At 44.3% G+C, this 12377-nt stretch carries 10 protein-coding genes; 8 read left to right on the plus strand and 2 right to left on the minus strand.

What is annotated here, in order from left to right; translation table 11 throughout:
* Positions 1 to 89: 89 nt before the first annotated feature.
* Positions 90 to 2054 (plus strand): bifunctional 2',3'-cyclic-nucleotide 2'-phosphodiesterase/3'-nucleotidase, encoded by a 1965-nt coding sequence (locus tag FFR00_RS14480; RefSeq protein ID WP_137674129.1) that lies wholly within the window; start codon positions 90 to 92, stop codon positions 2052 to 2054.
* 195 nt (positions 2055 to 2249) lie between these two features.
* Positions 2250 to 3497, plus strand: coding sequence for a methyl-accepting chemotaxis protein (locus FFR00_RS14485; RefSeq protein ID WP_161985177.1), 1248 nt, complete (start codon positions 2250 to 2252; stop codon positions 3495 to 3497).
* A gap of 57 nt (positions 3498 to 3554) precedes the next feature.
* Here FFR00_RS14485 and FFR00_RS14490 read toward each other — a convergent pair whose 3' ends face one another.
* Positions 3555 to 4031 carry an RDD family protein gene (locus FFR00_RS14490; RefSeq protein WP_137674130.1) on the minus strand — a complete coding sequence of 159 codons (477 nt, stop codon included), beginning with the start codon at positions 4029 to 4031 and terminating at the stop codon, positions 3555 to 3557.
* Between the two features lie 238 nt (positions 4032 to 4269).
* Here FFR00_RS14490 and FFR00_RS14495 point away from each other — a divergent pair, with 238 nt between their 5' ends.
* Both FFR00_RS14495 and FFR00_RS14500 read left to right on the plus strand, forming a co-directional pair.
* Positions 4270 to 5709 carry an MBL fold metallo-hydrolase RNA specificity domain-containing protein gene (locus FFR00_RS14495; protein WP_137674131.1) on the plus strand — a complete coding sequence of 480 codons (1440 nt, stop codon included), beginning with the start codon at positions 4270 to 4272 and terminating at the stop codon, positions 5707 to 5709.
* A 139-nt stretch (positions 5710 to 5848) separates the two neighbouring features.
* On the plus strand, positions 5849 to 6283 hold the full coding sequence (locus FFR00_RS14500) for a hypothetical protein (protein ID WP_137674132.1): 435 nt from the start codon (positions 5849 to 5851) through the stop codon (positions 6281 to 6283).
* Between the two features lie 17 nt (positions 6284 to 6300).
* Here the strand turns inward: FFR00_RS14500 and FFR00_RS14505 are convergent, their stop codons facing one another.
* Entirely contained in the window at positions 6301 to 6927 is a 627-nt protein-coding gene (locus FFR00_RS14505) for a hemolysin III family protein (RefSeq protein ID WP_137674133.1), read from the minus strand.
* A 316-nt stretch (positions 6928 to 7243) separates the two neighbouring features.
* On the opposite strand from FFR00_RS14505, the gene FFR00_RS14510 reads away from it, so the two are divergent.
* The 4 genes from FFR00_RS14510 to FFR00_RS14525 all read left to right on the plus strand — a co-directional run bounded on the left by FFR00_RS14510 (position 7244) and on the right by FFR00_RS14525 (position 12363).
* Entirely contained in the window at positions 7244 to 8386 is a 1143-nt protein-coding gene (locus FFR00_RS14510) for a hypothetical protein (protein ID WP_137674134.1), read from the plus strand.
* 228 nt (positions 8387 to 8614) lie between these two features.
* Positions 8615 to 9385, plus strand: coding sequence for a hypothetical protein (locus FFR00_RS14515; protein WP_137674135.1), 771 nt, complete (start codon positions 8615 to 8617; stop codon positions 9383 to 9385).
* Positions 9386 to 9411: 26 nt separating this feature from the next.
* Positions 9412 to 11391, plus strand: a complete 1980-nt coding sequence (locus tag FFR00_RS14520) for a hypothetical protein (RefSeq protein WP_137674136.1) — start codon at positions 9412 to 9414, stop codon at positions 11389 to 11391.
* A gap of 159 nt (positions 11392 to 11550) precedes the next feature.
* Positions 11551 to 12363 carry an ion transporter gene (locus tag FFR00_RS14525; RefSeq protein ID WP_137674137.1) on the plus strand — a complete coding sequence of 271 codons (813 nt, stop codon included), beginning with the start codon at positions 11551 to 11553 and terminating at the stop codon, positions 12361 to 12363.
* Positions 12364 to 12377 lie beyond the last annotated feature (14 nt).

Genomic DNA, 12377 nt, shown 5'->3' on the forward strand with positions numbered 1-12377 from the left:
AATACACTTTAACAACGCAATGAGACACAACACTTAGTTGGGTCTGCTATGGTTTATTTTATTACTTAGTTTATAACCATGGAGTCATCATGCAGGGTTTAAAATTTTTAGTTTTTTCCAGCCTATTTTTATCAATCAGTGCTCATGCCCACGATTCAACCTTAACACTGAGGATCATTGAAACCACCGACATTCACGCCAATGTGATGGATTTTGATTATTACAAAGACAAACCCTCGGCAAAAATTGGCTTAGTTCGCACTGCTAGCTTAGTGAAACAAGCACAAGCAGAAGTCGCTAACAGTGTATTGGTGGATAATGGCGATTTAATACAAGGTAGCCCTATGGGTGACTACATTGCCAATAGGGGCTTGAATAAGCAGCAAGTTCATCCGGTTTACAAAGCCATGAATACCTTAAATTACGAGGTGGGTAATATCGGTAATCATGAGTTTAACTATGGCTTAGCCTTTTTGGACAAAGCCTTGAGTGGCGCTACTTTCCCCTATATTAACGCCAATGTTATTCGAAGTGACAACCAGCAAAACTACTTCTCCCCTTACTTGATTAAAAGCTATAGCTTTAACGATAAGGCTGGCCAAGCTCAAGCACTGAAGATTGGTTACATCGGCTTTGTGCCGCCGCAAATTATGATTTGGGATAAAGCTAACTTAGAAGGAAAAGTCAGCGCTCAAGACATTAAGCAAAGTGCCGAATTTTGGGTGCCAAAAATGAAAGCAGAGGGAGCCGATATTATTGTCGCGATTCCTCACTCAGGTTTATCTACCGACCCGTATAAACTGATGGCAGAAAACTCGGTCTATTATCTTTCTGAAGTCCCCAATATAGACGCTATTGCCTTCGGCCATGCCCACAGCGTATTTCCAGGTAAAGGCTTTGATAACTTACCAGGAGTAGACAACCAACTTGGCACTATTAATGGAGTGGCTGCGGTAATGCCTGGTCGCTGGGGCAGCCATGTGGGCATTATCGACTTAGAGTTAACACACACCGAAAGCGGTTGGAAAGTTAGCAAAAGCCAATCGTTCAATCGGCCTATTTTTGATAACAGCAGCCAGCAAGCCCTCGCTAAACCAGACCCTAAAATTGTTGCCGCGGTGGCGTCCGATCATCAAGCCACTCGTGATTATGTTAATCAACCTTTGGGCAAGTCGAGTGATTTGATGTACAGCTTCTTGGCCTTAGTGCAAGACGACCCAACCATTCAAATTGTTAACCTAGCACAAACCGATTACGTGCAAACATTGATTCAAGGTGACCCAGACTTAGCCGACTTACCGGTGTTATCTGCTGCGGCGCCATTTAAAGCTGGAGGGCGAAAAAACGACCCAAGTAATTACACTGAGGTGGAAGCCGGCGAGCTTACCGTTAGAAATGCCGCCGACTTATATCTTTACCCTAATACTCTGGTGGTACTTAAAGTAAGCGGAGCAGAGGTTAAAGACTGGCTTGAATGTTCAGCCGGACAATTTAATCAAATAGACCCAATGCAAGCCACCCCGCAAGCCTTAATTAACTGGGGCGAGTTTAGAACCTATAACTTTGATGTGATTGATGGAGTCAATTACCAAATTGATGTGAGCCAGCCAGCGCGCTTTGACGCCGATTGCAAACCGTTTAATCCTCAGTCTGAGCGGATTAAACAACTTACTTATCAAGGCAAAGCGATTGACCCTTCACAACAGTTTTTAATTGCCACTAACAACTACCGCGCCTATAGCGGAGGCTTTGCAGGCACCGGCGAAGATAAAGTAGTGATTCAGGCCCCCGATGAAAACCGCACCGTATTGGCCAATTACATTAGTCGAGTGAGCAAAAGCCAAGGGGAAATAAACCCTACTGCGGATAACAACTGGACATTTGCGCCCTTGCAGTCAAAAAGCAAAGCCAAAATAAACATCTTTTTCGAAACCTCGCCCAGCGACAAAGCCGCCAAATTTATCGCTGATAACGCTATTTATCCGATGCAGAAAGTCGGCTTAGATGATAGCGGATTTGCCCTCTATCAAATCGATTTACAAAGCCATCCTTAATCAAGGTTGCGGCCAGCAGCTTAACCCGCTAGGCCGCAGTTTTACTTTACCATGCCAACAGTTTTAGATATCGCTCACTGCACGGCATCTAAAACTGAACTTTTTTGCTTGTTCATCAACAATATCCAAGGAAAATAGAGCGCAAAATTCAAAAGTATGCGATTGTATCCGCAGACGCATTCACGGAGGATCAGAATGGCGAATCTGTCGTTTAAATTTAAACTACTTATCAGTATCACTGTATTATTTATTGTTGTGTTAACCAGCATGTTAATGTTTGGCGGAGCCTCGCTCAGTGCCGAACAAGCGGCAGCCGCTAGCCAGCTAAGTGCTGCAGAATTGCAGGCACTATTTGCTCAAACGGCAGCTGACGCAAAAGGCAAGATGATCATGATTTCTGCGGTTGTGGGAATCATCGCGCTATTTATTGTATCTCGTATTGTGCAGGGCTTTTTGGAGCCACTCAACGCCATAACGCGTCGCATTGGCTACCTTGCCGGCAAAGATGGTGATTTAACCTTAAAGTTAGATATTCAAAGCCACCAAGAACTGCTTGAAATGTCTACGCAGTTTAATGCCTTCACTGAAAAGCTACGCCTGATGATTACCCAACTGCAACAGCAGTCTGGCCAACTCACTGAAGGCTCAAAAACTCTCGCTAAAAATGCAGAATCTGCCGGAGAAGCTAGCCGTTTACAACGCAACGATACCGACAACGTAGCCGCTGCCGTAAACGAAATGTCTTCTACGGCTAGCGATGTTGCCGGCCTTGCTCAAGGCACTGCCAATAACGCCCAACAAGCTGAACAACAGCTCAGTAAAACTCAGCAAGAGTTTCAAAACTCGGTTGAGCAAATTCGCGGTGTATCCACCAGCATGGAAGGCATTAGCGAACGTATCACTAAAGTGGCCGGACGCAGCCAAGACATTAATAGCATTCTAGAAACCATTCGCGGCATTGCCGAGCAAACCAACTTATTAGCACTGAATGCAGCGATTGAAGCAGCGCGAGCAGGTGAGCAAGGGCGTGGTTTTGCAGTTGTTGCTGATGAAGTGAGAAACCTAGCAGGTAGAACACAAAGCTCAACTGAAGAGATTAATCAGCTCATTCAAGCGCTACAAAGCGACGTGAACGCAACGGTTGATTTAATTGCCACTAGCCGTGAGCAAGTGAACACCACCGCTGTAGATACTGAAGCCAGCTACGAGCAGCTACACACTGTAGTAGCAAGCATTACCGCAATTAACGACAATGCCGTTCAAGTAGCAACAGCTGCCGAACAACAAAGCCAAGTCAGCGAAGAAATTAATCGCAACATTACCGGCATTGGCGAAGCGGCTGGCGTACAGAACTCATTAGCGCATGACATAGAAACCATCAGTACTGAGTTGTCGCAAGTGGCTAAGTTAATTGATAGTCAGCTTTCTACATTAAAAGCGTAAACCTAGTTCTAGATGATAAAAGGCTGCCATTGGCAGCCTTTTTTGTATCAGCATGGCTTAATCTTGATTCTTTATCACAATGGTATTGGCCATACGGTCGCCTAAACGGCGTTTTCCTTGAAACAAAATAAAAATCGCGTCAATCCAGCCAATAAATGGACTCAAAATATTCCGTCCAAAAGACTGAAAGTAACTACAATATGCGCCGCTGTCCTTATCAATGACCGTGATCCTTAAAAACCTTTTGGCAATACTTTGGCCTTTAGGCAAACCATCAGATAACAAAAAATAGCTCGCAGCAGCGAATAGCGCTATCCAGCTAGCATTCTCCGTATCGTTAACCACATAGCTGGCCAACTTTAAACAAACTAAATACAGCAAAACACTGATCAAGCCATCAATCACCTGTCCGACATATCTACGCCCAACAGACGCTAATTTTGTTGAGCTTAAATGTTGAGGCTTAGCCGCTAAAGAGTTTCCGTAGGTATCTGCGTCATCTATGTCTGATAAGCTCGGTTCAATTCTACTCATTGTTATTCCATTAACTAATACACTATTGATATTTATACCACTTATAAGCGTTATCTTCACTTAACATCCCGCTAGCACATGCTTTTGCCAATCCAGCCAATACCTCTTATCTCAGTGCTCTTTTACCCAACTAACTGTCACGATTTGCTATGGCGCACAAAATACCCACAAACGCTGGTCTATCCTTACAGTGAAGACGTCTAAATAAGACGCCAAAGAACTGAAAAGAGGACCCAACATGACCATGACTCTGCAGTTTTTAGGTGCCACCGAAGAAGTCACCGGCTCTTGTCACTTACTCACGCTAGATCAACACCAAATATTATTAGATTGTGGGCTTATTCAAGGCAGCAAAGCCGATGCTATGCGCAATTATCAAGACTTCCCCTTTGATCCCAGTAGCATCGACGCGGTCATTCTTAGCCACGCTCATATCGATCACTCTGGGCGTATTCCCCAGCTAGTCAAAGCGGGTTTCACCGGCCCTATATACACCCATAAAGCCTCGGCAGAACTTTGCGAAATCATGCTTAAAGACACTGCAATGCTGCAAGCCCGAGACACTCAAAGGCTTAACAAAAAGCGTATTCGCAATAACTTGCCTGAACTTGAAGCCTTGTTTGATGACCAAGATGTTGCACAAACCGTAAAACAATTTGTGCCGCTAAATTATGGCGAAAAGGTAGCGCTGTTTCCGCAACTCAGTGTGCGGCTTTCTGATGCCGGGCATATTCTAGGGTCGGCGATTGTCGAGTTATGGCTAAGTGAAATAGGTACTCGCAAAAAACTCGTCTTTAGCGGTGACTTAGGCCGAGAAGGCATGCCTATTTTGAATGACCCTGTAGCCATTGAGCAAGCCGACTTGGTGCTAATGGAAAGCACTTACGGCAATCGCTTCCACCGCTCGTGGGACGATACCATTAGTGAGTTGGAGCAGATATTTTCCGCCGCCATTAGTGGCAGCCAAGGCAATATACTACTGCCCGCATTCTCGGTAGGGCGCGCCCAAGAATTGCTGTATTTATTCCATCTTTATGCCAAACAATGGGACTTATCACGCTGGAAGATTTGCTTAGACAGTCCCATGGCGATTGAAGCAACCAAAGTGTATATCAACAATTATCCGGTGATGGATGATGACTTCAAACGCTTCACTCGTCAGCACCCTGGCGAACATCCACTGTTGTCCAATGTAGAATTCATTCAAAGTACTGAGCAATCAATGGAGCTAAACGAGGTAAGTAAAGGCTTAATCATTATTGCAGGCAGTGGCATGTGTAACGGCGGCCGGATCCGCTGTCATTTAGAGCACAATTTGTGGCGTAGCGAATGCGATGTGATTATTTGTGGCTACCAGGCAATCAGTACACCTGGGCGTATGTTAGTTGATGGTGCCGACCACCTCACCATCCGCGGTAAGCCTGTAAAAGTTGCCGCAAAATTACATACCGTGGGCGGTTTATCGGCCCATGCCGATCAAGCCGAGTTAATTAGCTGGTATCAACAATTTGTAGATTCTCCACCATTAATATTAGTGCACGGCGAGACCAGCGCTCAGCAAGGACTTATTGATGCTATACGGGAATCACCGGCCTGTCAGCCACAGGCTTTAGTCGCAGCCAAACGAGGTGACAAGTTAGATTTAGGCGCTCTACCCGAGCTAGTCTGGTTGCCTTAGCGAACAAAAGTGTTACCTAGTAAAAAGGTGCGTTAGCAAGCAGTTATTGGCTGTTGTGAGAGGTTTAACGTTGACCTTCCCCAGCTTAAATGATAATTAAGTCACTTTGATTTCCCATAACTATAAACGTAATTTTTCTATGAATCTCAGTACATTAGCTATTTCGATTATGAGCTTAAGCATTATTGCATGCTCATATGTAGAGCAAGCGGCGGTAACCAAAGCAACATCACCCCCTCCTTCGTTGGTAGGCCTTTGGGGGAACTCTGACGACCATGGTCAGTCGGTATGGGGCTTCGATCAATTTAATGCTGACGGTACAACGCTGAGTTGGGGAGTGATTCCAGATACCTATGCTGACTTTAGAATTGATGGCACCTATGAGATAAGCGACACCACCGATAAAACGCTTTGCACCACCATTACTAAATCAACTATTCCGCAAATTATGCCTATTGGCAGTATTTGGTGTGATCAGATCATTTCAATAAACGAAAACGAGCTATTGTACATAGATGGTGAAGGTCAACAAAACATACTGTACCGACAAAAAGTAGGTAAAGCTTATTACTAATAAGCCTTTGGCTGAACTTAAATAACATAGCCATACACCGTGGCAAAGTGGCATGCGCATCCGGCCACAACAAACAGATGCCAAATGGCGTGAGTATAGGGTTTATGCTTAGCGACATAAAACATCGCGCCCACGCTAAACAGCAAGCCTCCGGCCGCTAACAGCCACAACCCTTCCGCTGCTATATGTTGATACATAGGGTACGCCAAGGCTAACGATAACCACCCCATGGATAAGTAAGTGGTAAGCGAGACTTTAGGGAAACGAGTACCAGTGAGTAACTTAAAGCCCACGCCAAAAGCCGCTAAGGTCCATATCACTATCATCGAAATAAGCGATAACAAACCGTCAAACGACACCAGTAAAATCGGCGTATAGGTGCCCGCTATCAGTATATAAATAGCCGAATGATCAAACAGTTTTAAGCCGGCTTTCCAAGTGTGTTGGGCCACAGCGTGATACAAAGATGAGGCCAAAAATAACAATATCAGTGAACCGCCATAAATACTCACCGCGGTTAATTCCATAACGCCATCCGCTTTAGCAACTAACATCACTAAACCCACAATCGCTATCAGTAAGCCCAATACATGAGAGATCACATTGAGTTGTTCTTCTCTAGCGCTATAGCTAGTAGCCAGCATTTAATTACCCAAACTATTATCTACTTTTTATCACCATAATATTTCAGCGTACACATGTACACTGAAATATCATAACCATTTTCTTTCACCACGATAAAGCCGCCAATAAGCACCTCTAAACAAGGATTTAAAAGCAAAGCTAAACCAATGAAAGTAAGTTAATTAATCAATCTTTATTGTTTAAACCGCTATCTTGATAGCTGCTTTAGACGCCTAGAAAAACATTCTGTTTAAAGCAGTGCCAACAAATTCACTCAGCTTGCCTATACTCAAATTGCACAAAAGTGATAGTTATTCACCCTGTTAAGGCAACGAGATGAAGCATCAGTTACCCCTAGAATTAGCGCAATCTTTGGCACTAAGCAAGGACGTTAGCCAGCTGCAATTTCACCAGCTACTGCAAAACATTAGTGACGACCCGCAGCTCAAACAATTTGCCCCAGATGGTATTTGCCAAATTGATCCACGCAATGGCAACTTAGTAATCTACAATTCGGCCCGGGCAAAACGGGTGCACACCACCACTAAACCTAGCCACCATCAAAACGATACACAGTGCCCAATTTGTGAGGGGAAAAGCGCCGATATATTAGATATTGCCGAACACAGCGAAGGCTTTACCTTTATCAATAAAAACCTCTATCCCATCTTCCACCCGATTCAAGATATTCCTCAGGAAGAAGCCGACTACTTTCTGCATCAAGATCCAGAGCACCAAGGCCGCGCATCTTATGGCTTTCACTTACTGCAATGGACCTCATCTTTACACGATAAAGATTGGCAAAACTTGCCTTATGCCGACGCCCTTATCAGTTTTGAACGCTTGGCAATATTAGAGAAAAGTTTGCTTTGCCAACCTACCGACTTTATGGCGCGTTCAGAAACTCAGCTTAACCAAGAAGTGGTGAGCGGCTATGTGTCGATCATTAAAAACTATGGAGCGAGCGCTGGCGCGTCTTTGGTGCATGGGCATCAGCAGATCGCTTACAGTAATATTTTGCCGCAGCACTTTTTCAACAATTTGCGTTTTAGAAAACGCCATAACAAATCCTTTAGCCAATACATGATTGAAGAAAACCCGCCAGAATTGCTGATCAAAGATTACGGCGAGTGGCAATTACTGGTGCCTTATTTTATGAAACGACCACTAGACATGTTGCTCATTTTAAAAGACGCCGACAAACGCTATTTACATCAGTTAAATCAAGATGAACAGCAGCAGGTGGTGTTGGGATTACAGCAAGCCATTCAAGCGATTTTGGCTTTAATGGAGCAAATGAACATATTGCCTGCTTACAACATGATCATTAACAATGGGCCAGGCTGTGGCTTATATGTGGAATTTCTGCCTAAAACTCAAATGATGGGGGGTTATGAGCAAATTGGCTTATTTGTTTGCCAAGATAATGCCGCTCACTCCGCCGAACGACTCCGTGAGTATATAAATGCGGCAGACTGAGCAGGGCAACTTCACTTATTCACGCCTAAATAAACGGGCAAATAACAAACAAGAAAGGCAAGTAAAAATAAATTAAATCAATCATCTATAAATAATTCAAATAGATTCGTTAAGTTACGAACCACCGCATTGTTAGTGTAATAATCTTCCCGCAAAATCTGCGCAAATGGGCAACTTATAGCCCATTCCTTTTGTATTAAATAGACCAATTGCAGTAGCGAGAACAGTATGGAAATATCTCACCCAACCACCATAAGAGTGGGTAAAAATGACTATGACTTCGACATTATTTCAATAACAAAAACCTATGGTGGTTCTAAACACTTTAGTGATGGTATCAACATATATCTAGAAGATAACAATGGCAAAGTAGAAACAATGGGCGTTGATTTTAAGCCTGATATTCCGCCAACTACTCAGCATATTTCAACCCTATGGGGTGAAGACAAAAAAACTAAAAAAACCTTTCGTTTTGGCTACTACCTGCATTCCAATGACTTCTTGGGTTATACCTCTCAAGCTAATCTATTAAACGCTGCCAAGCGCATCATTCCACTGCAAGGCTTTGCCGCAAAACTAGAGAAGTGGAAGCCGTTAATCACTGGCTTTTTAGCACTACTGTTTGCTTGGAGTGCATTCTGGGCTGGCGCCAGTATCAGCCGCTACGGAATAATGTCTTTCTTTCAATCAATACCTTATATATTGATCGACACCCCTCATTTAATTAGCAACTTTTCTGATGCCGCGCGCTACAACAATGTTAGCTACGGTTGGGCATTCATGGGCGCTATTGCCGGTTTTGTGCTCAGCAAATTATTCATTGGTATTCCGCTTGGTCGGCTGCGCAACAAGATGCGCTTAGCCTTTGCTGGCTCGCTAAAACAAGAGCTTATCAAAGCTTTTGAGAATACTAAGCAAGCAGCACCTGCAGCTCCGGTTTCTGGCAAGCCTAGCTCAGATGCAACAACCGACGCCGACGGCTACCAAACTCTTATTTAATCCAAGATATCGATTAAGGAAATAACATGTCTTTTGAACATGGTTCTCTCAATTTAGGGATCCGCAATCCCTTTCGCTTTGAAGGTACCTTGCGTGCCATTCGCGGTGGTATTACCGCATTTCTTGGTTTACTCGCGCTACTAAACGTTGCGAGCGCAGTGCAAACCCACCCTATTACTGGCTGGACCTACGCACTGATTGGCTTTTTATTAATGGCTAATGGCTTATGGACCTTAGGCCGCGGCTTAATGCAGGTTATGCGCTTTTACGTTGGACGCTCAGCGCCTACTTCGCTGTCGTTTAACCATGCTAAGTCTGAGCAAGATAGCGCCAGCCGAGAAAAAAGAGATGTGGCCTACGACCAGCAACAAATAGAATCTATGTTGGTTGGCAGCAAAAACTACACCTTTAAAGAGCCGGTTGGCTTAGTGGCGCGCTTACTGCACACCTTGTTCCCCAAAATTACTTTTGTGCCTTACCCAATTCAAAACCTAGCACAGCGAATTACCGGCGCCTTAACGCAAACCCTCGTCGCCTTATTCATCTTCGCTATTTTAAGCTTTGTCACCTCGGTAGGTTTAGCGGGTGGAAACGCTACCTTGCTCATGCCATTTTTTGCTTTCACCTTGTTATGCTACATCGCCTTAGTATGGTTTAGAGCAGGCAGACCGCTTAATCGCCAGCTTGGTCGCGGCATTGAAACCGTCAGTGCATTGGGTTTTGTAAAAATGGTGGTGATCTGTAGCTTAGTCCCGGTCATTGTAAACTCTTTACTAAACAAACTGTTTCAATACGAAGACACTATGAAAGCCGCGATTATCGACAGCTTACGCGGCGTAGAACTAGCACCAGAGCTATTGAACCGTGCCGAAGCTGAAGTCGCCAACATGGTTAACCTTGCCTATAACAGTTATAGCAACTCAACCTGGTTAGGTTTGATCTTTGTCTTCTCAATTATCAGCTGCGCGCTGGTTCTTGGCCTTACCGCTTTGCGTGCCAGAGAAGCCAATCCAAGCACCGAGATTACCGACAAACTGCCTCGCACCAGTGAAGTAGGTGCGCGACCAATGGACATTTTCAACGAGTTCACTCACCAAGTGATGGAACGTCGCCGCTACATGAAAGTGCCCAACCGTGTATATAAACCTTTAAGTGCTCGTCAAAACCCAAACAATGGTGAATTTGACGGAGAAGTCATTCAGGAAACCCAGCCTAAAACACTGGATAAAAATGATGAGCCCGTCGCTAAAAAGCTGCGCATTATTACCACCAGTATCGCTCAAGCATTATTGCTGCTAGCCACCTTGTTAGTGTTTTACAGCCTAACGCCTGTAACAACCTTTACCGATTACTTTGATGGCATTGATTTCGATGCCTTAAGCAATGAACAAGGTAAAGAGTTGGCGCTTATCAGTATTGAGAGCTTTTTCTCAGTATTAGGAGTATTAGCAGCCGCTGCCGTATGTGGTATTTTTGGCCGCTTACTAAGCAACCTAAGTCACCCCTTCTGGAGTGAGATTCAGTTTGAATCAAGCTTGGTTTATTTCAAGTGTAAGGGCACAGTTAAAGAAGATACCCGTACCTTTGGTAAAGGCTATAACGACAGCACCAGCCTAGAAACCAGCGTATTCACCTCTACTATTCAGCCACGCTTGTTTGTTACTCGTGTCATCAGCTCTACCTTTGCAGGTATTGGTAACACTAATCTAATGTTCCCACGCCACATTATGACCATGCATGGCGACGAGAACTTAGCCGACGAGTTACATCACGAACTAATGCACAGCATTACTGGTCGAGCAGGCACAGCCGCCATGAATGATGAACAGCGCAAAGTGATTGACGAGTACAACAGCTCAAACCTAGAGATGAAAGCAGAATCAGCACCAGAGCGTTTAGCTAATCGCAGCAGCGAATTAAGCTTAGACGCACCTAAAGCACAAGCTGCTTTAGCGCAAAAAAACGATGCTGAAGATGAGTTAGCCACCGAGGCCGATACTCACTAAGCCACTTAAGCCAGCAGCCTTTTCGGGCTGCTGGCTTACTTTTTACTTCGCTCCTCCCTAAACCAGTAATCCCTATTGGCATCATCTAAGGCTTGAGTTCGCTGGCATACTTCAGGCAAACTCTAAATAAGTCTTATTTAACCACAGAGTTGCTTTCCTTTGTCTCAGCCTAGCAATCAATTACAAACTCAATTTGAACGGCTAAAACGTAACAAGCTGTTTGAGCTATTTGTTATCTCGGTGATCTTGGTATCTGCTCTACTGATTGGTGCCAAAACCTACCCGCTGCCACCTCAAGTAGTTACAGCAACGGTGATTCTCGACTACCTCATCACCTTGTTTTTCCTGATTGAGCTTACTATTCGCTTTATCGCCGAGCCCCACAAAAAGCGCTTCTTTAATAACTTCTGGAATGTGTTTGATACGCTGATTGTATTGGTGAGCCTCGTCCCGATAGAAAACTCTGAACTAGCGGTTATTGGCCGTTTAATTCGCGTATTTCGGGTGCTGCGCATGGTGTCGATTATTCCCGAGTTACGCATTCTGCTTACGTCTTTGGTTAAAGCATTACCGCAACTAGGTTATGTAATGCTGCTAATGTTTATCATCTTCTATATTTATGCCGCCATTGGTAGCACCTTGTTTGAGCAAATAAACCCTAATCTTTGGGGCGATATTGCCATCTCAATGCTTACGCTGTTTAGGGTAATGACCTTTGAGGATTGGACCGACGTAATGTACGAGACCATGGCGGTGTACCCCTTAAGCTGGAGTTACTTCTTAAGCTTTATCTTCCTCTCGGCTTTTGCCTTTCTCAACATGGTAATTGGCATTGTGGTGAATGTAATGGAGCAAGAACACGCTAAAGTAAGAGAAGAAAACAGTGTGGCAGAAGGCACCAACGAGCCTTCGTTACGCGAGTTACAGCAAGAACTAAAAGAGATAAAAACCCTACTCAAGCAACAAAAGTAAACCGCTTAGTTAAA

Source organism: Agarivorans sp. Toyoura001 (assembly GCF_005405585.1).
Lineage (GTDB): Bacteria > Pseudomonadota > Gammaproteobacteria > Enterobacterales > Celerinatantimonadaceae > Agarivorans.

Excerpts from the sequence above, each read along its gene's own strand:
- FFR00_RS14480 (WP_137674129.1), top strand. The coding sequence starts at position 90 with ATGCAGGGTTTAAAATTTTTAGTTTTTTCCAGCCTATTTTTATCAATC.
- FFR00_RS14510 (WP_137674134.1), top strand. The coding sequence starts at position 7,244 with ATGAAGCATCAGTTACCCCTAGAATTAGCGCAATCTTTGGCACTAAGC.
- FFR00_RS14505 (WP_137674133.1), bottom strand. The coding sequence starts at position 6,927 with ATGCTGGCTACTAGCTATAGCGCTAGAGAAGAACAACTCAATGTGATC.
- FFR00_RS14500 (WP_137674132.1), top strand. The coding sequence starts at position 5,849 with ATGAATCTCAGTACATTAGCTATTTCGATTATGAGCTTAAGCATTATT.
- FFR00_RS14495 (WP_137674131.1), top strand. The coding sequence starts at position 4,270 with ATGACCATGACTCTGCAGTTTTTAGGTGCCACCGAAGAAGTCACCGGC.
- FFR00_RS14520 (WP_137674136.1), top strand. The coding sequence starts at position 9,412 with ATGTCTTTTGAACATGGTTCTCTCAATTTAGGGATCCGCAATCCCTTT.
- FFR00_RS14485 (WP_161985177.1), top strand. The coding sequence starts at position 2,250 with ATGGCGAATCTGTCGTTTAAATTTAAACTACTTATCAGTATCACTGTA.
- FFR00_RS14515 (WP_137674135.1), top strand. The coding sequence starts at position 8,615 with ATGGAAATATCTCACCCAACCACCATAAGAGTGGGTAAAAATGACTAT.
- FFR00_RS14490 (WP_137674130.1), bottom strand. The coding sequence starts at position 4,031 with ATGAGTAGAATTGAACCGAGCTTATCAGACATAGATGACGCAGATACC.